The following is a 21,969-nucleotide window of genomic DNA, read 5'->3' on the forward strand; positions in this document are numbered from 1 at the left end:
AGAAACCCCATGGACCGCAATCAAGTCACGCAAAAAATCATCTCGGTCAAAGTCGCCAAGGGCCTGCGCTGGGCCGACCTGGCCGGGCACTTCGGCCAGAGCAAGGAGTGGACCACCGCCGCGCTGCTGGGCCAGATGACCTTCAGCCGCGCGCAGGCCGACAAGGCGCAGGAACTGTTCGGCCTCACCGACGAGGAAGCCGCCTGGCTGCAAATCGTGCCCTACAAAGGCTCGCTGCCGACCGCGGTGCCGACCGATCCGCTGATCTACCGCTGGTATGAAATCGTCAGCGTCTACGGCACCACCATCAAGGAACTGATCCACGAGGAATTCGGCGACGGCATCATGAGCGCCATCGACTTCTCGATGGACATCCAGCGCGAGGCCGATCCCAAGGGCGACCGCGTACAGGTGCTCCTGAGCGGCAAATTCCTGCCGTACAAATCCTATTAAAAGCCCGCCTGAAGGGACAAATACAGTCCCTTCTGCTTTTTCGGATTGAAGATGGTGATGTCGCCCAGGTTGGCATACGCCACCGTCGCCGAGACATGGCGGTTCGGGAAGATGGCGAGGAAGACGTCGTAATACGCCTTCTCGTTATCGACGCCGAGATTATGCGGCTTGCGGCGGTACTCGGCGCCCAGCGCCAGCTTGCGGTTGATCAGGTACGCGGCCGAGAACTCCGGCTTCAGGCGCCGGTCCTCATTGCGGTCGCCGCCGAAGCCGAGTATGCCCATCTGGTTGGCGCGCGTGGCGCGCAACGTGGCGTTCAACAGCAGGCTGTATTCCAGATAGAGCTTGGTGGCGGAGATGTAGTAGTCGTAATCGCTATCGTCCTTCGCGCCCAGCTGCTTGACGTTGGTGACGCCCAGCGCGCCCAGGCCATCGATGCCCTTGTTCTTCTTGTACATGACGCCAGCCGCCACCTGCGGCACCCAGCTATCCTGCTCGTACACCGCGTCGCCGAACAGCTTGACCTTGACGCCGGCGATGTCCTGCTTGATGTTGAGCTTATCGAGCGGCGCCAGGCTTCCCTGGAATTCCTGCCTGGCCAGCGACAGTTCCACCCGGTCGGCCAGCCCCACCGCCACACCGTAGGTATTGAGCTGATAATCCTGCGTGCTGACGTAAGTGAGGTGCGCGTTGGCGCCCCACGAATCGCGCGTGCCATAGCCGGTGATCAGCGCCCACGGCGTGAGGCCGCCGCCGCCGGCACCCTCCAGTTGCGACACGCCACCGGTGGCGAGCAGCTTGCCCATGTCCTGCGCGCCAACGCTGGCGCATGCGCATGCGGCCATCAAAGCTGGGATGAGTTTTTTCATGCTCGGCTCCTGGCGGTTATTGGGTGACGATATCGCGCTGCATCGGCGCCAGCTTGGCGACCAGCTTCAACGCAACGCTGCTGGGCACATTGTGCTGTTCCATCGCGATCTGCAAATCCTCGGTCAGCGCATTGAACATGGCGTTGGTGATCTTCAGATCCTGATGCACGGTCTTCATATCGCGCAACGGTGCCCACGCCGTCCATCGTCTTGTCGCGGTATTTGCCGGTGTACTTGCATGGACCGCCGGCGAATTCGCAGAACTGCTCTTGCAGGCGCACGTTCAGCTGCGGAATATCGAAGTCGGTGAAATTGTCCTTGATGCGCGGGTCCGCCAGCACCAGCGTGATGAAAGTATCGACGATCTTCTTGATACCTTCCTTGCCGCCCAGGCCCTGGTAGGTCGAGTCGTCGGTGTAGGGGTTTGCGCCGTCGCCAGCGAGGAGGCAAGCAGCAGGCCGATGGCGGCCATCCGGGTGAATCTGATCATCGGGATTCCTCATGAGTGGTTCATGCCTGATCCCAATTTATCAGCTATTTTGGGTACAAAACCATTTGTGTGCAGCGGAACAACGCTATCGTTTTGCCAGTCGCCTTGTTGATGACGGTGGCGTCCCACACCTGCGTGGTGCGGCCCAGGTGCACCGCCGTGGCGGTGGCGACCACCGTGCCCTCGCGCGCGGTGCCGAGGTGGTTCGATTTCAGTTCGATCGTGGTGAAGTTCTGCGCGTCCTGCGGCAGATGCGCGAAGCATGCGTAGCCGCAGGCGGTATCGGCCAGTGTGACCACGCTGCCGGCGTGCAGAAAGCCGTTCGGCGCCAGATGGTTTTTGGTGACATCGAACTCCGCGACGATTTCGCCTTCCTTCACCGACGTGATGACGATGCCCAGATGATGCGGCAGCGTGCCCTTGCCGAAGGTGTTGAAGTAGTCCGGATTGAATTTGCTGGCGTCCATGTTCAAGCCCATTGAATCGGCGCGTGGCCGTTGGCGGTGAGGTAATCGTTCGCGCGCGAAAACGGGCGGCTGCCGAAGAAGCCCTTGTGCGCGGAGAACGGCGATGGATGAGGCGAGGTAATCACCAGATGCTTGCGGCTGTCGATCAGCGCGCGCTTGGCGATGGCGTAGCTGCCCCACAAAATGAAGACGAGGTTTTCACGCTGCTGCGATAGCGTTTTGATGGCGCTGTCGGTGAAGGTTTCCCAGCCCTGGTTGGCGTGCGAGCCGGCTTCGCGCGCGCGCACGGTCAGCACGCTGTTCAGCAGGAACACGCCCTGCCGCGCCCAGTCGCTGAGATCGGTCTGTCGACGCTCCAGGTCAAGGTCGCTATGCAGCTCCTGGAAGATATTCTGCAAGCTGGGCTGCGGGCGGTTGCCCTCGGGGACCGAGAAGCAGAAGCCCATCGCCGCGCCGGGCGTGTGATACGGGTCCTGGCCGAGAATGACCACCTTGACCTGGTCGAACGGCGTCAGGTCGAACGCGCGGAAGATATGTTTACCGGCCGGGCAGCACTGGGTGGCCGCATACTCGGCGCGCACAAAGGCGGTCAGCGATGCCCAATAAGGCTGCTCGAACTCCCCCTGCAGCCGCTGCTTCCACGACTCCTCTATGCGTACACTCATCTGCGTTCCCGAATTGAGCCGCCACGTCATTCCGCATCGGCGGACCGCCGCGTAGGCGGGAATCCATGCTGAGCAAGCGCTCTATGGATTCCCGCCTGCGCGGGAATGACGGTTCGCGCTGGATCAGCCCGCGGCCAGCACGTTATGCGCCTGCTCGTCCGCGTGGTACGAGGAGCGCACCATGGCGCCCACGGCGGCGTGCTTGAAGCCCATCTTGTAGGCCTCTTCCTCGAACATCTTGAACACGTCCGGGTGCACGTATCGGCGCACCGGCAGGTGGCTGTTGGACGGCGCCAGATACTGGCCGATGGTCAGCATGTCGATGTCGTGCTCGCGCATGTCGCGCATCACCTGCAGGATTTCCTCGTCGGTCTCGCCCAGGCCGACCATGATGCCCGACTTGGTTTTCACGTTCGGGTACATGGCCTTGAAGTCCTTCAGCAGCTTCAGCGAGTGCATATAGTCCGAACCCGGACGCGCTTCCTTGTACAGGCGCGGCACGGTTTCCAGGTTGTGGTTCATCACGTCCGGCAGGCCGTCGGCGAAGATCGCCAGCGCCTTTTCCAGGCGGCCGCGGAAGTCCGGCACCAGCACTTCGATCTGCGTCTTCGGCGACAGCGCGCGGGTGTTGGAGATGCACTCGACAAAGTGGGCGGCGCCGCCGTCACGCAGGTCGTCGCGGTCCACCGAGGTGATCACCACGTAGCTCAGGCGCAGCTTGGCGATGGTGTGCGACAGATTGGTCGGCTCGTCCTTGTCCAGCGGGTCCGGGCGGCCGTGGCCGACGTCGCAGAACGGGCAGCGGCGGGTGCACTTGTCGCCCATGATCATGAAGGTGGCCGTGCCCTTGCCGAAGCATTCGCCGATGTTCGGGCAGCTCGCTTCCTCGCACACCGTGACCAGCTTGTTCTCGCGCAGCGTTTCCTTGATTTCGTAGAAGCGGGTGTTCGGCGAACCGGCTTTGACCCGAATCCAGTCCGGCTTCTTCAAGCGCTCGACCTGCTCGACCGGCACGATCTTGATCGGGATGCGCGAGGTTTTGCTGGCGCCTTTTTGCTTTTCGCTCGGGTTGTAAGCTACAGTGGTTTCAGTGGTCATAATCAGTTCATTCGTTTGCCGCCAGGACGCGGACTAATTCCTCGGCCAGCTGCTGTTGCACATCAGACAGCACCGCCTGCGCACCGACAGTGCGCATATCGACTGTTTCCAGCCCGGCGTAGCCGCAAGGGTTAATCCAGGAAAACGGGGCCAGGTCCATCGCCACATTCAGCGACAGCCCGTGGTAGGTGCAGCCATTGCCGCGTACCTTCAAGCCCAGCGCGGCGATTTTGGCGCCCTTGTGGTCGCCGCCGGCCATGTAGATGCCCGGCGCGCCCGCAACGCGCTCACCGACGAGATTATACGCCTGCAAGACATTGATGATCGCCTGCTCGATTTTATGCACGAACTGGCGCGCGTACAGCTTGCCGCCGGGCTTGTTGCGGCGCAGGTCCATCAGCAGGTAGATCACCACTTGGCCGGGGCCGTGGTAGGTGACTTCGCCGCCGCGGTCGGTCTGCACCACGGGAATCTCCGCCGCCCCCGCCAGCAGGTGGCCGCGATCGGCGCCCAGGCCCAGCGTGTACACCGGCGGATGCTCGACGATCCATAGTTCGTCGCGCGTGTCCGGCGTGCGGGCGTCGGTGAAGGCGCGCATGGCGGCGAAGGTGCTGTCGTAATCGGCTTGGCCGAGATGCTTGATCTCAGGGAAGGTTGGAGACGTCATCCCGGCATTATACCCCCGGGCGTCGGCTTCGGCCCGGCCGGCGCCGGCGCGGCTCGCTTTATTAGTGATATTTATTCACATGCAAAACCTTGTGTAAGTGCCTGTATAAAGGTATATTTCGCCCATTCTTGTTAGTTTTACTCACAAAGTTATCCACAGGATGACACGCCGACTGCCTAATTTTTCCGCACTGCGCGCCTTCGAGGCGGCGGCGCGCCACGAGAATTTCTCGCGCGCGGCGGCGGAGTTGCAGCTGACGCACGGCGCCATCAGCCACCAGGTGCGGGGATTGGAAGAGGAGTTGGGGCGGCAACTGTTCGTGCGCCACGGCCGGCAAGTGAAAATAACTCACGACGGGCTGCAATTCGCCCAGTTCCTCGGCAAGGCCTTTGCCGACATCGCCGCCGCCACCGACGCCATGCGCGCGGCCAGCATCAGCCAGCGGCTGACGATCGTGTCGCTGCCGTCATTTGCCGCGCATTGGCTAACGCCAAGGCTGGGCCGGTTTATCGAGTTGCATCCGGAGATAGAGGTGGTGTTGCAGTCCAGCGCGCGGCAGGAACTGGCGCGGGATGCGGTGGCGGTCGGACTCCGCCTGGGCCGCGGCAATGAGCGCGGCCTGGAGTTGTTGCGGCTGATGGCGGCGCCGCCCGCTGCGGACGACTACTACCTGGCGACACCGCCAGGCGCCGCCACGCTGCCGCAGGTGCTGGCGTTCCGCCGCTGGCTGCTGGAAGAGGTCGAAGCCTTCCAGCGCCAGCAGCGATGATTACATGACGATTTTGACCATCGGGTGCGCCGACAGCTCGGTGTACAGCGCGTCCAGCTGCTCACGGCTGGTGGCGCGCACGGTGCAGGTCAGGCCGGTGTAATTGCCTTTGGCCGAAGGGCGCGCTTCCAGCCGGCCTTCGTGGAACTCGGCGTCATGCTTTTGCACGACCTGGATGATGGTCAGGGCGAAATCGTCGTGCGTTGGCCCCATGACCTTGATCGGGAAGTCGCTCGGGTATTCGATGAGGGACTCTGATGGTGGGATGGCGCGCATATTCTTTCCAATCTAGTAAGTTAGCGCCTCCAACATGGAGGCACTACCCCATATTGTAGCCGTATCAGGACTTTGCAAGCGTCAGCTCGGCCGCGTCTGGCGGTTGACGGGCTTGTTCTTTTGTGAAGAAAATCCACTTTTGCACGACGACGATGTGCCAGAATGAGAACCCGGCCGCGCTTGCGCCGGCACATTACCGGCCAGCGCAAGGCACACCATCAACAGCAGCACCGCATCGGTAATAAAAGGCTCGCTTCACCATGACTCGTAAATACCTGGACATGAATCAGCACGACGCGCTCTACAAGGTGGCGCGCAACTATCCCGGCGGCATTGAAGCGCTGGCGCAGACGATGGGCATCTCGGCCAATGTGCTGCGCAACAAGCTGGCGCCGACGATTGCGTCGCACTATCCGTCGTTTGAGGAGGTGTCCACCGTGGTGGACCTGTGCCACAAGGCAGGCGTGGCCGAGGCGCATTTGCCGCTGCACGCGCTGCTGGTGCGGCACGGCATGGCGGCGTTCGTGGTGCCGGCACCGGAGAGCGTTAGCGAGGATGAGCTGTCGCAGACGGTGTGCAGGGTGATGAGTCAGGTGGGCGCGGTGGCGGAGGCCGTCTCCAGCGCGCTGATGGACGGCAAGGTGACCACCGCCGAGGCGGATCTGATCGAGAAAGAATTTCAGGGCGCGCTGTCCGCGCTCGGCGAATGGCGCGCCCGGCTGCGCTTGAAGGCGCAGCAGTAGGGTTTATTGCAGGTTGGCGCGGCGGTCGCGGTTGTTATTGTTGTTGTCGTCGCGGCGGCGTTCCGGTTCGCGGCGCGGCTCATTGCGCGGCTCGTGACGCGGCTCGCTGCGCTGCACCGGCGGCTGCGCTTGCGGCGCGGGGGCGGGAGGCGGCGTGAACTGTCGCGGTGGCGCCTCCCGCTGCGGCTGCGCCTGCTGTACAGGCGGCGGCATGAACTGGCGCGGCGGCCTATCGTCCCGCTGCGGTTGCGGGCGCTGCTGCTGTGCTTGCTGCTGCTGTGCTTGCTGCTGCTGTGCTTGCTGCTGCTGTGCTTGCTGCTGCTGTGCTTGCTGTTGCTGCGCCTGCTGTTGCTGCACTCGCTGCTGCCATTGCTGCCGCTCCTGATGGCGGCGCTCTTCCTGCGCACGGGAGCCGCGGTTATCGTCGTCGCGCTGGCCGGCTGGCGGCGACACCTGCATCACCGGCTGCGGCATCTGCGGCGACTGCTGCTGCGGACGCGGCTGGCCCGGCTGCCAGTTCGGACGCGGCCGCAACTCCAGCCGCATATCATTCGGATTGATGTGCTGGGTCGGCGCATCCGGCTGCCCAAACTGATTCGGCGCCAGCGTGCTGATGCGGCCCGGCGGCTGCTGCGCCGGCACCTGCTGCGGCTGCGACGGCGCGGTGATCACCCGCCCCGGCCCCGGACGCTCATTGCCGCGCCCCGGCCGGCCGTCATCGCGGTCGAAACGGTCCGGAATGCCATCGCGGTCGCGGTCGCCCCGGCCGCCACGGTCGGTGCTCAGCGGGCGATGCGGTCCCTGCGGCTGCGGCGGCGCCACCGGCGTCACGTTCTTCACAAAACTCGGCGGCGGCAGCACCTGCGAACCGCGCCCCACGTTCACATTGCGGCGCCCCTCGAACTGCTCGCGCGGCAGCACCGTCAGGCCGTCGCGGCGCGGCTGCCCATTCGGACGCGGCGTGAACGGTTTCCCGTTGTGCATCCACGTCACGCGCCGCTCGTAATCGGACGACACGCGGTAGTTCGGCACAAAGCGGTCGCGCGGCGACAGCGGATACCAGCCCAGCCCCGGCCCCGGCCGATGCGGGCCGCCATTGCCGCCGACCCAGCCGACCAGCGCCGGCGCCCACACCGGCCGCCCGGCGGGACGGCCGGGCGCCCAGCGCCAGCGGCGCTCGACCAGCACCCAGCGGCCATAGTGCGACGGCGCGTAGCCCCACGGCGCGTTGTCAACCCAGGTCCAGCCCCAAGGCGCCAGCCAGATCCAGCGGCCGTCGCGGTAGGGCGCCCAGTCCAGCGCCACATTGCGCGGCGTCCACAGCGGGCCGTATTCGACGCTTTCGGTCCAGCTGCCGTTGCGGTCCAGCTCCTCGTAGCCGGTGATGCCGCTGGACACAAATCGGGTGGTGCTGGTGGCGCTGTCGAGCCGGTCGCGGTCCTCGGCCCAGACATCGAAACCGTCGCGCCGGGCGACGCTGGTGCGCACGTCCTCGGGCGTGATATCGACATGGCGGCCGTTGTTGACCACCACCGACGAGCCGGCGCCTTCCACCCGCGCCGCGCCGGCCAGCACCGTGACCTGACTGGTGTCCGGCTGACGCTCAGCATCGACCCGCAAAATGCCCGGCTCCAGCATGGTGATGCGCGCCTGCGGCGTGGTCAGCTCGAAGTCGCGCAGCAGTTCAGGACTGCGCACCCGGATGCTGACGCTGCCGTAGTTCAGGCGCAAGCGCAGCAAATCGTCGTCCATGCCGACGATTTCCAGATCGGAATCGCTATCGAGCCGCACCGCCGTCGCGCCAACGCGGAATTCCGTGCGGGCGCCGCTGGCGGTAGTGATATGGTTGTCGGCCGTCACCGGCCAGTTCAGCGACGCGCCGACCGGCTCGCCATCGCCCACCAGCGTCACCTGGCCCTGCACGCTGGAAATCCGGCCGACGATGGCGGGCGGATCTTCGGCGTAGGCCAAAGCACTATAGCCGGCCAAAGCGGCCAGCACGAGGGCGGGGATGATCTTGCGGCTCATGGCTGCGTCTCCTGTGTTGATACCTGATTTAACGCCGCACCTGCTGCTTCGACTACCGCGGTTACAAATAATTGCACTTTATGCAGCAGCGCTGCCACGCTTTACAAAGAACAGCGCCGCGCCGACCGCCATCAGCAGGCCGCCGAACACGCGGTTCTGCTTCTTGACGGCGCCGGCGTCGCGGAAGAAGCGCTGCATCGACGAGGCCAGGAAGGCGTAGCTGTGCATCACCACCAGGTCGATGCAGCACATGGTCACGGCCAGGATCAGCAGCTGCGGCAGCAGCGGGGCGCTGCTGGTGATGAACTGCGGCAGCACCGCCACCATGAAGATGATGCCTTTCGGATTGGTGGCGTTGGTCAGGAAACCGGTCAGGAAGCGCCGCCTGACGCTCGGCACCACCACTTCGGCGCGCTGCTGCTGGCCGATGCTGACCTTGGCGCGCCACTGGCTCAGGCCAAGGTAAATCAGGTACAGTGCGCCGACCGTCTTGACGATGTTGAACGCCACCTCGGACGCCATCAGCAGCGAGCCGACGCCGGCGCCGGCGATGAAGAACACCAGCAGCAGCCCCGTTTGCAGGCCGAGAATGGTGGCGCTGGCGCGCCGCACGCCATACGACAAGCCATGCGACATCGACAACACCGCGCCCGAACCCGGCGAGACGGCAATGATGCAGGCGGCGACGAAAAAGGTAATCCAGGTGGCGAACGTCATGGTGGTTCCGTGTGATGTGTGGCAATCATCATTGTAGCGGTATCGTGACACCGCCTGCTTGGGTTAATATTGCTTAACAAACCACATAGGAGTTACACCAGATGGCCGGTTCCAGCCTGTTAATGCTAATCGACGATATCGCCACCATCCTCGACGACGTCGCCGCGATGAGCAAGGTGGCGGCCAAGAAGACCGCCGGCGTGCTCGGCGACGATCTGGCGCTGAACGCGCAACAAGTGGCCGGCGTGCGCGCCGAGCGCGAGCTGCCGGTGGTGTGGGCGGTGGCGGTCGGCTCGCTGAAGAACAAGGCGATCCTGGTGCCGGCGGCGCTGGCGATCAGCGCCTTTGCGCCGTGGGCGATCACGCCGCTGCTGATGATCGGCGGCCTGTACCTGTGCTTCGAGGGCTTTGAAAAGATCGCCCACAGCCTGTTCCCCTCCGGGGAGGACGACGACCACAAGCAGCAGCTGCACGCGGCGCTGGCCAATGACGAGGTGGACCTGGTGGCGCTGGAGAAGGAAAAATCAAGGGCGCGGTGCGCACCGACTTCATCCTGTCGGCCGAAATCATCGTCATCGCGCTGGGCACGGTGGCGACGGCGGCGTTCGCGCAGCAGGTCACGGTGGTGGTCGGCATCGCGCTGGCGATGACGGTGGGCGTGTACGGCCTGGTGGCCGCCATCGTCAAGATGGACGACGCCGGCCTCTACCTGAGCCAGCGCGGCGGCGCGGCGGTCAAGGCGCTGGGCCGGCTGCTGCTGTCGGCGGCGCCGGTGCTGATGAAGCTGCTGGGCATCGTCGGCACGCTGGCCATGTTCATGGTCGGCGGCGGCATCCTGACCCACGGCCTGCCGTTCGCGCACGACCTCATCCACCACGCCAGCGAGGCGGTCGCCACCGTGCCGACGGTCGGCCCGGCGCTGAACGTGATGGTCCCGAGCCTGCTGGACGCGGTGGCCGGCGTGATTGCCGGCGCCCTGGCGCTGCTGGTGGTCGGCATCGGCGGCAAGCTGCTGCGCCTGGTCAAAAATCCGCCTGAACCCCGTCGTTCCCGCGTAGGCGGGAACCCATAGAACATGTGCCTGGTCAGCATGGACCGCAGCGGCGGACCGTCCCCCCTGCGCGGGAATGACGGTTTTTGCGTTCATGGGGTTTTCCGTTTATGACAAGTTTTCCCATTTAGCGACACAAATCCCACCCCGGCGCACGCCAAACATCTACCAGTTTCATCTGGCCGCATGGTCTATGCTGGATGTCTGTACTCCCATCAGTTTTACTGTTATTAATTGCTCTACGGAATGCCCAGCGCTCCGTCCAACCGCCTGCCCTGTCGACTTTTCGCCGGAGGGGACATAACCGTCTCATTCCGGTGATTTTTGATCTAAATCAATAAATTCGACAGGTGGACTACGTAAACTGAACTATACCTATTGCGATAAAGCAATAATACCGCCCGGAGAGACGATAATGCGCAACAATCAACCAGTCACCAATCGCGAAGTAGAAGTCCTGGACGACCAGGCCATCGTGTCGAAGACTGATCTGAACGGCAATATCACCTATGTAAATCCGTACTTCACCCAGGTCAGCGGCTTCACCGAAGAAGAACTGCTGGGCCAGCCGCAAAACATCGTCCGCCATCCGGACATGCCGGCCGAAGCGTTCGCCGACCTGTGGACCTCGCTCAAGGACGGCACGCCCTGGACCGGCATCGTCAAGAACCGCTGCAAGAACGGCGACTTCTACTGGGTGCGCGCCAACATCACGCCGATCCGCGAACACGGCAAAACCATCGGCTACATGTCGGTCCGCACCAAGGCCGAGCGCAACCAGATCGCCCGCGCCGAGCAGGTCTACCGCACCATCCGCACCGACAGCAACCACGGCATCCGCATCAAGAACGGCCAGGTCATCGAGCCGGGCCTCGGCACGCTGCTGTCGCGCCTGAGCCATACCTCGCTCGGCTTCCGCATCTGGGCCGCCACCAGCCTGGTCAACGTGCTGCAGGTGATCGTCTGCGCCGCCGCGCTGCTGAATGGCACCAGCGCCAACAACTACGGCATCTTTGCCGCCACCTTCCTCGGCCTGATCATCAACGTCTTCCTGTGGTACACGCTGCGCGTGTCGGTGCTGCAACCGCTGGACCGCGCGCTGCAGGGCGCCCGCGCCATCGCCGCCGGCGACCTGTCGGGCAAGTTTGAAACCGAAGCCACCGACGAAGTCGGCCAGTTGCTGCGCGCGCTGGAACAGATGAACAGCAACCTGATCGCCACCATCCGCGACGTCCGCGTCAACGTCGAGACGATGGCCGTGGCCACGCGCCAGATCGCCGCCGGCAACGCCGACCTGTCCGGCCGCACCGAGGCGCAGGCGGCCAGCCTGGAGGAAACCGCGTCCAGCGTCGAACAGTTCTCGTCGACCGTCAAGCAAAACGCCGACAACTCCGAGCAGGCCAACAAGCTGGCGCAGAACGCCTCCGACGTGGCGGTGCAGGGCGGCGTGATCGTGGCCGACGTCATCGCTACCATGGACGAGATCAACAACTCCTCGCGCAAAATCGTCGACATCATCGGCCTGATCGAAGGCATCGCCTTCCAGACCAACATCCTGGCGCTGAACGCCGCCGTCGAAGCGGCGCGCGCCGGTGAACAGGGCCGCGGCTTTGCCGTGGTGGCCGGCGAGGTGCGCAACCTGGCGCAACGCAGCGCCACCGCCGCCAAGGACATCAAGAACCTGATCGACGTCTCGGTCGGCAAGGTCAGCGCCGGCATGCAGCAGGTCGACCGCGCCGGCGCCACCATGAAGGAAGTGGTGGCCTCGGTGCAGCAGGTGACCGCCATCATGCGTGAAATCTCGGTCGCCTCGCACGAACAGAGCATCGGCGTCGACCAGGTCAATTCCGCCATCGCCCACATGGACCAGGTGACGCAGCAGAACGCCCAGCTGGTTGAAGAGGCGGCGGCGGCCACCGCCAGCCTGGCGCTGGAAGCGGGCGGCCTGACGCAAGCGGTCAGCCTGTTCAAATTTGGCCCGGCCCGCAGCTCGCGCGCAGCGCGGGCGGCGTCCCAGCCGTCTTCAACCTCAGTGAAACGCCTCGCAGCATAATTATGATTACGCCCTTCCCACCCGTCGAATTCGACGCCGAGATCATCGGCAAGCTGAGTCAGTCGGGACCTCGCTACACCTCGTATCCGACCGCGGACCGCTTCCAGAACGACTTTGGCTACGGCCAGTTCCTGGAAGCGGTGGCCGGCCTGCGCATGCGCCGCAGCCGCCGCCCGCTGTCGCTGTACGTGCATATCCCGTTCTGCGACACGATCTGCTACTACTGCGGCTGCAACAAAATCGTCACCAAGGATCACAGCAAGGCGGCCGTCTACCTCGGCTACCTGAAGCAGGAAATCGATATGCAGGGGCGTTTGTTCGACGGCATGGGACAGATCGAGCAGCTGCACTTCGGCGGCGGCACGCCGACCTATCTGAGCGACAGGCAGATGGGCGACCTGATGGCGCACCTGCACGCCAACTTCGATTTCGCCGATGATGCGCACGGCGAATATTCGATCGAGATCGATCCGCGCACGGTCAGCGTGGAGCGCGTGCACAGCCTGCGCAAGCAGGGCTTCAACCGCATCAGCCTGGGCGTGCAGGATTTCGATCCGGACGTGCAGAAGGCGGTCAACCGCATCCAGCCGGAGGCTGAAACGCGCGCCGTGATGAACGCCGCGCGCGCCGCCGGCTATCGCTCGATCAGCATCGACCTGATTTACGGCCTGCCGAAGCAGTCCATCGACAGCATGACGCAAACGCTGGACAAGGTGATCGATGCCTCACCCGACCGTATCGCACTGTACAACTACGCGCACCTGCCGCACATCTTCAAGCCGCAGCGGCGCATCGCCGATGCCGACATGCCATCGCCGGCGGTCAAGCTGGAGTTGCTGAAGATGAGTATCCAGCGTTTGTGCGACGCCGGCTACATCTACATCGGCATGGACCATTTCGCCAAGCCGGACGACGAGCTGGCGGTGGCGCAACGCCAGGGACGTTTGCAGCGCAACTTCCAGGGCTATTCCACGCGCGCCGAGTCCGAGCTGATTTCGTGCGGCGTGTCGGCCATCAGCGCGGTCGGCGCGACGTATAGCCAGAACGAGAAGACGCTGGAGGCGTATTACGAGAAGCTCGACGGCGGCGTGCTGCCGATCACGCGCGGCATCAGGCTCGATAACGATGATTTGCTGCGGCGGATTGTGATCGCCAAGTTGATGTGCAATTTCGAGTTGTCGATGTCGTCGATCGAGCAGGGCTTTCCGATCAAGTTCCGCCAGTATTTCGAGACGGAGCTGGGCAAGCTGGAGGCCTTCGAGGATGATGGCTTGCTGACCATTGATGATGAATGGATTTCGGTGACGCCGAAGGGCCGTCTGCTGATCCGCAATATCTGCATGGTGTTCGACCGCTATCTGGGCGTGGCGCAAGACGTCGCGCCGCAACCGCTGCGCTATTCGAAGACGATCTGAGGATGCGATGAACGCCGCACAGCTATTGCCAGTGTTTGTGGTCGGCCTGGCCGGCAGCGTTCACTGCGCCGGGATGTGCGGCGGGATTGTTACCGCGATGTCGACTGTTGGGCGTGGCGCTACTGGACGTGACGGCGCCGTGCGGGTCGCCGTTGCACATAACAGCGTCGCACGCAACAGCGTCGCTCCCGCGCAGGCGGGAGCCTATGCTGAGTATCCACTCACGCGCTCTATGGGTTCCCGCCTGCGCGGGAACGACGGGGGCGGGTGTTGGCTTATAACGCCGGACGGATTTCCAGCTACATGCTGGCCGGCGCGCTGGCCGGTGGCCTCGCGGGCGGCGCCCGCAACATGACCGCCATCGCCGGCGTGCAAATGAGCTTCTACTGGCTGGCCAACCTGATGCTGGTCGCCCTCGGCCTCTACCTGATGAACGCCTGGCGCGGCCTGGCCATGCTGGAAACAGGCGGCCGCGTACTGTGGCAGCGCGCCCAGCCCCTCATCAGCCCCGCCATGAAAACCCTGATGCCAGCCGACACCGCCGCCAAATCCTACGCGCTCGGCGCACTGTGGGGCTGGCTGCCATGCGGCATGGTCTACAGCGCGCTGACCACCGCCATGCTGAGCGGCTCCGCCGCCGACGGCGCCGCCACGATGCTGGCCTTCGGCCTCGGCACGCTGCCGATGCTGACCGGCCTTGGCCTGCTTGGCGCCCGGGTGCAGCAAGCGATGCAGCGCCGCCCGGTGCGCATCGCCTGCGGCCTGCTGGTGCTGGCGTTCGGCGTGATCGGGCTTGCCCGCGCAGCGGGTGGCGTCACGCCCGAATGGATGGAAATGTTATGCCTCACACCAAACCACTGAGCGACGCCGACCACGAAGCCGCGCCGTGCTACCACTGCGGCCAGCCGCTGCCCGATACCATCGACGCGGCATGGACCGTCAACATCGCCGGCGTCGCCCACAGCATGTGCTGCCCCGGCTGCGCGGCCGTCGCGCAAACCATCGTCGATCTCGGCCAGGAAAGCTACTACCGCGACCGCACCGCCTACGCCGCCAGCGCCGAGGGCGCGCAGCAGCTGCCGCCGGAACTGCAACTGTACGACAACGCCGACCCGCGCTTCGCGCTCGATGCAGACAGCCGCGAATCCACCTTCACGGTGGAAGGCATCCGTTGCGCCGCCTGCGTGTGGCTGATCGAGCAGCGCCTCGCGCGCCTGCCCGGCGTCGACAGCGCGCAGATGAACGTCGCCACCGAGCGCCTGTACGTGCGCTGGCGCCAGGACAGCTGCCAGCCGGGCGACATCCTCGGCGCGCTGCACACCATCGGCTACGCCGCCTACCCGTACGACACCGACCGCCACGCCGACCAGCAGCGCCGCGCCGCGCGCACGCTGGGCCGCCAGCTGTTCGTCGCCGGGCTGTCGATGATGCAGGTGATGATGTACGTCGCCCCATCCTACCTGGCGGCCGAAGACGGCACGCTCGATCACGACATGGCCGCGCTGCTGCGCTGGGCCAGCCTGCTGCTGACGCTGCCGGCCGTGCTGTATTCGGCGCTGCCGTTCTGGCGCGGCGCCTGGGCCGGCCTGCGCGCGCGCACCTTGGGCATGGACGTGCCGGTGGCGCTGGGCATCGCCGCCGCCTTCGGCGCCAGCGTCATCGCCACCGTGACCGGCCAGGGCGAGGTGTGGTTCGACTCGGTGACCATGTTCATCTTCCTGCTGCTGTGCAGCCGCTTCCTCGAACTGCGCGCGCGGCGCAAGGCCGGGGCCGCGCTGGAACGCTTGCAGCACGCGCTGCCGGCATCGGCCTCGCTGCTGGAAAACTACCCAGCCAGCCGCGCCGCCACCATTGTCCGCGCGGCCGCGCTGGCTGTGGACAACGTCATTGTTATCAAGCCCGGCGAAGCGGTGGCCGCCGACAGCGTCATCATCGAGGGCCGCACCTCGCTCGACCTGTCGCTGCTGTCCGGCGAAAGCGCGCCGGTGCCGAAGAATATCGGCGACGCCATTCCCGGCGGCGCCATCAACGCCGGCAGCGTGATCGTCGCCCGCGTCACGCGCAAGGCGCAGGACAGCACCTTGTCCGACCTGATTAAACTCATCAACCGCGCCGGCGGCGAAAAGCCGCGCATCTCCCTGTGGGCCGACCGCGTGGCCGCGTATTTCGTCGCCGGCCTGCTGCTGTTCGCGCTGTCGGCCTTCGGCTTCTGGTTCTGGCTCGATGGGAACGCACTGCGCGCCTGGCCGATCGCCATCGCGGTGCTGGTGGTGTCGTGTCCGTGCGCGCTATCGCTGGCCACGCCGACGGCGCTGGCCGCCGCCACCGACAATCTGCTGCGCCACGGCGTGCTGGTGACCGGCCCGCAAACGCTGGAGACCCTGCACCGCGCCACCCATATCGTGCTCGATAAAACCGGTACGCTGACCTGGGGCCGGCCGGTGCTGCAGGCGACGCAGCCGCTCGGTGCGATGCGCGCCGACTTTTGCCTGCAAGTGGCGGCCGCGCTGGAAGCCGGCAGCGCCCACCCGCTGGCGCGCGCCATCGTCAACGCCGCCGACGAGGCCGGGCGCGAGGACTGGAGCGCCGTTGCGCTGACCGAAACGGCCGGCTGCGGCCTGGAAGGCACGCTGCACAACCGCCGCTATCGGCTGGGCAGCGCGCAGTTCGTGTCCGGCATCGCCGGCCTGGCGCCGCAGCGCGAGCATGGCGAAGGCGTGACGCCGGTCTACCTCGGCGCGGAAGGCCAGTGGCTGGCCTGCTTCCACCTGCAGGACGGCCTGCGGCCGGACGCGCAGCAGACGGTCGATTACTTCCGCAAGGCCGGCAAGACGGTGGTGCTGGTCAGCGGCGACGACGATGTGCTGGCGCGCCGTGTCGGCGACCAGCTGGGCATCGAAACCACGGTCGGCGGCTACCTGCCGGCCGACAAGCTCAATTTCGTGCAGCAGCTGCAACGGCGCGGCTGCGTGGTGGCGATGATCGGCGACGGCATCAACGACGCCGCCGTGCTGGGCGCGGCCGACGTCTCGTTCGCCATGGGCGGCGGCGCCGCGCTGGCGCAGGCGCATGCCGATGCGGTGCTGCTCAACGGCCGCCTCGGCGCGGTGGCCGACAGCGCGCGCACCGCCGGGCGCACCATGCGTATCATCCGCCAGAACCTCGGCTGGGCCATGCTGTATAACGTGACGGCCATTCCGGCGGCGGCGCTCGGCCTGCTGAATCCCTGGCTGTCCGGCGTGGGCATGGCGGCCAGTTCGGCGGTGGTGGTGCTCAACGCGCTGCGGCTGCGAAGGAAGGTGTGATGGAATCGCTGTACCTGCTTATTCCGCTTAGCGTGATCCTGGTGTTCGTGGCGCTGTGGCTGTTCTTCCGCGCCTCCGACGACGGCCAGTTCGACGACCTGGTCGGCCCCGGCCTGCGCATCCTGCAAGACGACGACCGCCCGCCACCCGTCGTCATTCCCGCGCAGGCGGGAATCCATGGAACGTCTGATCAGCCTCAGCATGGACCGCAGCGGCGGACCGTCCCCCCTACGCGGGAATGACGGTGATTTTGACTTAAATCAAGGTTTTTTAAGTCTCTCCTAAGTAACCTTTGACGCACATCATCAAAGTGTTCTGGGGAGAACAAAATTGGATCAACATTACAACTACAAGGTCGTCAAGCAATTCACGATTGCGACCGTAGTCTGGGGCGTCGTCGGCATGCTGGTCGGCGTCATCATTGCCGCGCAGCTTGCATGGCCGGCACTGAATCTGGACATTCCATGGCTGACTTATGGCCGTCTGCGTCCGCTGCATACCAACGCCGTGATTTTCGCGTTCGGCATCTGCGGCCTGTTCGCTACCTCGTACTACGTGGTACAACGCACCTGCCAGGTGCGGCTGTTTTCTGACAAGCTGGCCGCCTTCACCTTCTGGGGCTGGCAGGCGGTCATCCTGAGCGCGGTCATCACGCTGCCGATGGGCTTCACGCGCGGCAAGGAATACGCCGAGCTGGAATGGCCGATCGCCATCCTGATCGCGCTGGTGTGGGTGTCCTACGCGGTGGTGTTCTTCGGCACCATCATCAAGCGCAAGGTCAAGCACATCTACGTCGCCAACTGGTTCTTCGGCGCCTACATCATCGCCGTGACCATCCTGCACGTGGTGCAGGGCATGTCGATGCCGGCCTCGCTGTTCAAATCCTATTCGTTCTACTCGGGCGTGCAGGACGCGATGATCCAGTGGTGGTACGGCCACAACGCGGTGGGCTTCATCCTGACCGCCGGCTACCTGGGCATGGTCTACTACTTCATTCCGAAGCAGGCCGAGCGCCCGGTGTACTCGTACCGGCTGTCGATCGTCCACTTCTGGGCGCTGATCTTCACCTACATGTGGGCCGGTCCGCACCACCTGCACTACACCGCGTTGCCGGACTGGACGCAATCGGTCGGCATGGTGTTCTCGCTGGTGCTGCTGGCGCCAAGCTGGGGCGGCATGATCAACGGCATGATGACCTTGTCGGGCGCCTGGCACAAGCTGCGCACCGACCCGATCCTGAAGTTCATGATCGTTTCGCTGTCGTTCTACGGCATCGCCACCTTCGAAGGTCCGATGATGTCGATCAAAACCATCAACTCGCTGTCGCACTACACCGACTGGACCGTGGCACACGTGCACGGCGGCGCGCTGGGCTGGGTCGGCTTCATCACCATGGGTTCGATCTACTACATCATCCCGCGCCTGGCCGGCCAGCAGAAAATGCACTCGACCAAGCTGATCGACCTGCACTTCTGGGTCGCCACCATCGGCGTGGTGCTGTACATCGCCGCCATGTGGATCGCCGGCGTGATGCAGGGCCTGATGTGGCGCGCAGTCAATCCGGACGGCACGCTGACCTTCACCTTCGCCGAGAGCGTCAAAGCCACCTATCCGTACTACGTGGTACGCGTGGCCGGCGGCGCGCTGTACCTGACCGGCATGTGCGTGATGGCTTACAACACCTGGATGACCTTGCGTAACACCAAGACCGCGGTCGCGCCTATCCCGGCTGTCAACCCGGCCCACGCCTGAAATCGGAGCACAGAATGAAATTTTCACATGAATGGATCGAGAAAAATCCCTGGCTGCTGATCGCGCTGGTGACGCTGGTGGTCAGCGTCGGCGGCGCCGTCGAGATCGTGCCGCTGTTCTTCCAGAAATCGACCACCGAACCGGTGGCCGGCCTGAAACCGTACTCGCCGCTACGCCTGACCGGCCGCGACATCTACATCCGCGAAGGCTGCTACAACTGCCACTCGCAGATGGTGCGGCCGCTGCGCGCCGAGACCGAGCGCTATGGCCACTATTCGGTCGCTGGCGAGTTCGTCTATGACCACCCGTTCCAGTGGGGTTCCAAGCGTACCGGTCCCGACCTGGCGCGTGTCGGCGGCCGCTATTCCGACGAATGGCACCGCACCCACCTGAACAATCCGCGCGACGTGGTGCCGGAATCGAATATGCCGAACTACCCGTGGCTGGCCAAGACCGCGCTGGTACCGGCCGAGGTGCAGCCGAAGATGCGCGCGCTGCGCCGCATCGGCGTGCCGTACACCGACGCCGAGATCGCCGCCGCGCCGGAAGAGCTCAAGGATAAGACTGAAGAAGACGCCCTGGTCGCTTACCTGCAAGGCCTGGGCACCCTGATCAAAACGAGGAACTAGCATGGCCATCGATATCCTGTTTGACAACGCCAGCAGCGTGATGACGGTAGTCTCGTTCATCACCTTCGCCGGCATCCTGTGGTGGACCTACGTCCACCACAAGGACGCCGATTTCGCCACGGCAGCCGCGCTGCCGTTCGCCGACGACGAGGAGACCCACCATGGCTGATTTCACCAATGGCTTCTGGGACATCTACATCGCCGCGTTCACGCTGCTGGGCATCATCGGCTGCGGCATCCTGCTGTACTCGCAGTCCAAGGTCAAGGTGGCCAAGACCGCCGAGGGCAAGACCGACACCACCGGCCACGTCTGGGACGAGGACTTGACCGAGCTGAACACGCCGATGCCGCGCTGGTGGATGTGGCTGTTCTACATCACCATCATCTTCTCGCTGGCCTACCTGTTCCTGTATCCGGGCCTGGGTTCCTACGCCGGCAAGCTGGGCTGGAAATCCAGCGGCGAGTACCAGGAAGAGCTGAAAAAGGCCGACGCCGAATACGGCCCGCTGTTCGCCCAGTTCCAGAAGCAGGACCTGAAGGCGGTGGCGGCCGATCCGCAGGCGCACGCCATCGGCGAACGCCTGTTCCTGACCTACTGCGCGCAGTGCCACGGCTCCGACGCGCGCGGCAACAAGGGCTTCCCCAACCTGACCGACAAGGACTGGCTGTTCGGCGGCGCGCCGGAAACCATCAAGGAAACCATCTTGCACGGCCGCGCCGGCCTGATGCCGCCGATGGGCGCGGCGGTCGGCGGCGACAAGGAAGTGGAAGCGGTGGCGCACTACGTGCTGAGCCTGTCGAACTCGACCCACGACCCGATCAAGGCGGTGTTCGGCAAAGAGAAGTTCGCCGCCTGCATGGCCTGCCACGGCGCCGACGCCAAGGGCAACCAGGCACTCGGCGCACCTAACCTGACCGACAAGATCTGGCTGTTCGGCGGCAGCGTCGAAACCATCAAGGAAACCATCAACAAGGGCCGTACCGCCACCATGCCGGCGTTTGCCGACTTCCTCGGCGAAGCCAAGGTACACGTGCTGGCAGCCTATGTATGGAGCTTGTCGAACGATCCTAAACAACCAGCGCCAGCCGTAACGCCAGCCGCGGCCGTCGCTGATCCACCAGCAAAAACAAAATGAACGAGCCACAGGAACAAGTCATCAAGATGTATGCAAAGCGCGAGGAGATCTATCCCCGCGAGGTCGACGGCAAGTACGCCCGGTTGCGCTGGCTGTTTGTCTGGCTGACGCAGATCGCCTTCTACTGTACGCCGTGGCTGCAGTGGAACGACAGGCAGGCGCTGCTGTTCGACCTGGGCACGCGCAAGTTCTACATCTTTGGCTTGGTCCTGTGGCCGCAGGACTTCATTTACCTGGCGGTGCTGCTGATCATCAGCGCCTACCTGCTGTTCCTGGCGACCGCGATCGCCGGGCGGGTATGGTGCGGCTTCACCTGCCCGCAAACGGTCTACACCGAAATCTTCCTGTGGATCGAACGCAAGATCGAAGGCCCGCGCAGCGCCCGCATCGCGCTCGACCGCCAGCCGCTGTCGGCCAAAAAGGCCGGCAAGAAAACCGCCAAGCACCTGGCCTGGCTGGCCGTGGCGCTGTGGACCGGCTTTACCTTCGTTGGCTACTTCACGCCGATCAAGCACCTGATGAACGAGGTGTGGACGCTGAACTTCGGCCCGTGGGAATGGTTCTGGGTACTGTTCTACAGCTTCGCAACTTACGGCAACGCCGGCTGGCTGCGCGAGCAGGTGTGCAAGTACATGTGCCCGTATGCCCGCTTCCAGAGCTCGATGTTCGACCGCGATACGCTGATCATCACCTACGACACCGAACGCGGCGAACCGCGCGGCCCGCTGGCCAAGAACAAGAACGGCAACGGCGGCTCGTGCATCGACTGCTCGCTGTGCGTGCAGGTCTGCCCGACCGGCATCGACATCCGCAACGGCCTGCAATACGAGTGCATCGGCTGCGCCGCCTGCGTCGACGCCTGCAACATCGTGATGGACAAGACCGGCCAGCCGCGCGGCCTGATCCGCTACAGCACCGAGCGCGCGCTGGACGAGCACCTGACGCCGACCGACATCCGCCGCCGCGCCATGCGCACGCGGGTGAAGATCTACACCGCCGTGCTGGGCCTGATCGTGATCGCCGCCTGTACCTCGCTGTATTTGCGCTCGCCGCTGAAGCTGGACGTGATCCGCGACCGCGGCTCGATGGGCCGCGAGGTCGAGGATGGCATGATCGAGAACGTCTACCGGCTGCAGATCATGAACACCTCGGAGCAGGAGCAGGTGTACAAGATCACCGTCAGCGGCCTGCCGACACTGGCCGTGGCCGCCGCCGACACGGTGCGCGTGGGCGCCACCGAAACCAAGGCGCACCCGATCCGCCTGCGTGCGCAGCATGGCGCCGGGCAACCCGGCTCAAACAAGATCGAGGTGACGCTGACCGCAGTTGGGGATCCGTCGCTGCATGTGAAAGAATCTGCGGTCTTCATCGTGCCGCGCTAAGGAG

The 21,969-nt window shown here is 64.6% G+C and carries 22 protein-coding genes and 2 pseudogenes; 15 read left to right on the forward strand and 9 right to left on the reverse strand.

The features are described from left to right. Nucleotides 1-9: 9 nt before the first annotated feature. On the forward strand, nucleotides 10-453 hold the full coding sequence (gene cynS, locus ACRQ5J_RS01400; protein WP_432380813.1) for a cyanase: 444 nt from the start codon (nucleotides 10-12) through the stop codon (nucleotides 451-453). Here the strand turns inward: cynS and ACRQ5J_RS01405 are convergent. From ACRQ5J_RS01405 to lipB, 6 genes are all read right to left on the reverse strand, one after another. Continuing rightward, a complete protein-coding gene (locus tag ACRQ5J_RS01405) occupies nucleotides 450-1,322 on the reverse strand; it encodes a DUF3034 family protein (protein WP_432380814.1) in 873 nt (290 codons plus the stop codon). The two genes, cynS and ACRQ5J_RS01405, sit on opposite strands and share 4 nt — an antisense overlap. Then, complete coding sequence (locus tag ACRQ5J_RS01410; RefSeq protein WP_432380815.1) at nucleotides 1,319-1,825, reverse strand: group I truncated hemoglobin; 507 nt, start codon at nucleotides 1,823-1,825, stop codon at nucleotides 1,319-1,321. The genes ACRQ5J_RS01405 and ACRQ5J_RS01410 overlap by 4 nt, the downstream gene beginning before the upstream one ends. A gap of 31 nt (nucleotides 1,826-1,856) precedes the next feature. Next, complete coding sequence (locus ACRQ5J_RS01415) at nucleotides 1,857-2,279, reverse strand: PaaI family thioesterase (RefSeq protein WP_432380816.1); 423 nt, start codon at nucleotides 2,277-2,279, stop codon at nucleotides 1,857-1,859. A 2-nt stretch (nucleotides 2,280-2,281) separates the two neighbouring features. Beyond that, nucleotides 2,282-2,944, reverse strand: coding sequence for a uracil-DNA glycosylase (locus ACRQ5J_RS01420; protein WP_432380817.1), 663 nt, complete (start codon nucleotides 2,942-2,944; stop codon nucleotides 2,282-2,284). A gap of 123 nt (nucleotides 2,945-3,067) precedes the next feature. After that, nucleotides 3,068-4,042 (reverse strand): lipoyl synthase, encoded by a 975-nt coding sequence (gene lipA, locus ACRQ5J_RS01425; RefSeq protein ID WP_432380818.1) that lies wholly within the window; start codon nucleotides 4,040-4,042, stop codon nucleotides 3,068-3,070. 7 nt (nucleotides 4,043-4,049) lie between these two features. Further along, on the reverse strand, nucleotides 4,050-4,709 hold the full coding sequence (gene lipB, locus ACRQ5J_RS01430; RefSeq protein WP_432380819.1) for a lipoyl(octanoyl) transferase LipB: 660 nt from the start codon (nucleotides 4,707-4,709) through the stop codon (nucleotides 4,050-4,052). Between the two features lie 160 nt (nucleotides 4,710-4,869). Between lipB and ACRQ5J_RS01435 the strand changes: the two genes are divergently transcribed. Continuing rightward, complete coding sequence (locus tag ACRQ5J_RS01435; protein WP_432380820.1) at nucleotides 4,870-5,478, forward strand: LysR family transcriptional regulator; 609 nt, start codon at nucleotides 4,870-4,872, stop codon at nucleotides 5,476-5,478. On the opposite strand, the gene ACRQ5J_RS01440 is transcribed toward ACRQ5J_RS01435, so the two are convergent. Continuing rightward, complete coding sequence (locus ACRQ5J_RS01440; RefSeq protein WP_432380821.1) at nucleotides 5,479-5,754, reverse strand: DUF493 family protein; 276 nt, start codon at nucleotides 5,752-5,754, stop codon at nucleotides 5,479-5,481. It lies immediately after the preceding gene. Between the two features lie 260 nt (nucleotides 5,755-6,014). On the opposite strand from ACRQ5J_RS01440, the gene ACRQ5J_RS01445 reads away from it, so the two are divergent. After that, on the forward strand, nucleotides 6,015-6,497 hold the full coding sequence (locus ACRQ5J_RS01445; protein WP_432380822.1) for a phage regulatory CII family protein: 483 nt from the start codon (nucleotides 6,015-6,017) through the stop codon (nucleotides 6,495-6,497). Nucleotides 6,498-6,500: 3 nt separating this feature from the next. On the opposite strand, the gene ACRQ5J_RS01450 is transcribed toward ACRQ5J_RS01445, so the two are convergent. Together ACRQ5J_RS01450 and ACRQ5J_RS01455 are read right to left on the reverse strand one after the other, a co-directional pair. Continuing rightward, entirely contained in the window at nucleotides 6,501-8,525 is a 2,025-nt protein-coding gene (locus ACRQ5J_RS01450) for a DUF6600 domain-containing protein (protein ID WP_432380823.1), read from the reverse strand. A 78-nt stretch (nucleotides 8,526-8,603) separates the two neighbouring features. Next, nucleotides 8,604-9,242 carry a LysE family transporter gene (locus tag ACRQ5J_RS01455; RefSeq protein ID WP_432380824.1) on the reverse strand — a complete coding sequence of 213 codons (639 nt, stop codon included), beginning with the start codon at nucleotides 9,240-9,242 and terminating at the stop codon, nucleotides 8,604-8,606. 101 nt (nucleotides 9,243-9,343) lie between these two features. Between ACRQ5J_RS01455 and ACRQ5J_RS01460 the strand changes: the two are divergent. From ACRQ5J_RS01460 to ccoG, 12 genes and pseudogenes are all read left to right on the forward strand, one after another. Then, a pseudogene (locus ACRQ5J_RS01460) lies at nucleotides 9,344-10,314 on the forward strand (DUF808 domain-containing protein). Nucleotides 10,315-10,708: 394 nt separating this feature from the next. After that, nucleotides 10,709-12,346: a methyl-accepting chemotaxis protein gene (locus tag ACRQ5J_RS01465; RefSeq protein WP_432380825.1), complete on the forward strand. Its 1,638-nt coding sequence runs from the start codon at nucleotides 10,709-10,711 to the stop codon at nucleotides 12,344-12,346. Nucleotides 12,347-12,348: 2 nt separating this feature from the next. Beyond that, nucleotides 12,349-13,761 carry an oxygen-independent coproporphyrinogen III oxidase gene (hemN, locus tag ACRQ5J_RS01470; RefSeq protein WP_432380826.1) on the forward strand — a complete coding sequence of 471 codons (1,413 nt, stop codon included), beginning with the start codon at nucleotides 12,349-12,351 and terminating at the stop codon, nucleotides 13,759-13,761. Nucleotides 13,762-13,768: 7 nt separating this feature from the next. Next, complete coding sequence (locus tag ACRQ5J_RS01475; protein ID WP_432380827.1) at nucleotides 13,769-14,116, forward strand: sulfite exporter TauE/SafE family protein; 348 nt, start codon at nucleotides 13,769-13,771, stop codon at nucleotides 14,114-14,116. Next, complete coding sequence (locus ACRQ5J_RS01480) at nucleotides 14,032-14,622, forward strand: sulfite exporter TauE/SafE family protein (RefSeq protein ID WP_432380828.1); 591 nt, start codon at nucleotides 14,032-14,034, stop codon at nucleotides 14,620-14,622. Before ACRQ5J_RS01475 ends, ACRQ5J_RS01480 begins: the two co-directional genes overlap by 85 nt. Then, nucleotides 14,601-17,066: a heavy metal translocating P-type ATPase gene (locus ACRQ5J_RS01485; protein WP_432380829.1), complete on the forward strand. Its 2,466-nt coding sequence runs from the start codon at nucleotides 14,601-14,603 to the stop codon at nucleotides 17,064-17,066. The genes ACRQ5J_RS01480 and ACRQ5J_RS01485 overlap by 22 nt, the downstream gene beginning before the upstream one ends. Beyond that, nucleotides 17,066-17,212, forward strand: a pseudogene (gene ccoS, locus ACRQ5J_RS01490) (cbb3-type cytochrome oxidase assembly protein CcoS); the annotation flags it as partial. The gene ACRQ5J_RS01485 and the pseudogene ccoS, both read left to right, overlap by 1 nt. Before the next feature lie 184 nt (nucleotides 17,213-17,396). Next, the gene (ccoN, locus tag ACRQ5J_RS01495) at nucleotides 17,397-18,818 is read left to right on the forward strand and encodes a cytochrome-c oxidase, cbb3-type subunit I (protein ID WP_432380830.1); all 1,422 of its coding nucleotides are present in this window, start codon (nucleotides 17,397-17,399) and stop codon (nucleotides 18,816-18,818) included. A gap of 14 nt (nucleotides 18,819-18,832) precedes the next feature. Next, nucleotides 18,833-19,447: a cytochrome-c oxidase, cbb3-type subunit II gene (gene ccoO / locus ACRQ5J_RS01500; RefSeq protein ID WP_432380831.1), complete on the forward strand. Its 615-nt coding sequence runs from the start codon at nucleotides 18,833-18,835 to the stop codon at nucleotides 19,445-19,447. A gap of 1 nt (nucleotide 19,448) precedes the next feature. Continuing rightward, nucleotides 19,449-19,616 (forward strand): cbb3-type cytochrome oxidase subunit 3, encoded by a 168-nt coding sequence (locus ACRQ5J_RS01505; RefSeq protein WP_432380832.1) that lies wholly within the window; start codon nucleotides 19,449-19,451, stop codon nucleotides 19,614-19,616. After that, the gene (ccoP, locus tag ACRQ5J_RS01510) at nucleotides 19,609-20,583 is read left to right on the forward strand and encodes a cytochrome-c oxidase, cbb3-type subunit III (protein ID WP_432380833.1); all 975 of its coding nucleotides are present in this window, start codon (nucleotides 19,609-19,611) and stop codon (nucleotides 20,581-20,583) included. The genes ACRQ5J_RS01505 and ccoP overlap by 8 nt, the downstream gene beginning before the upstream one ends. Beyond that, nucleotides 20,580-21,965, forward strand: coding sequence for a cytochrome c oxidase accessory protein CcoG (ccoG, locus tag ACRQ5J_RS01515; protein WP_432380834.1), 1,386 nt, complete (start codon nucleotides 20,580-20,582; stop codon nucleotides 21,963-21,965). Before ccoP ends, ccoG begins: the two co-directional genes overlap by 4 nt. Nucleotides 21,966-21,969: the final 4 nt, after the last annotated feature.

The sequence above is a fragment of the Duganella sp. P38 genome, assembly GCF_050859475.1.
In the GTDB taxonomy this organism is placed as follows: domain Bacteria; phylum Pseudomonadota; class Gammaproteobacteria; order Burkholderiales; family Burkholderiaceae_D; genus Rugamonas.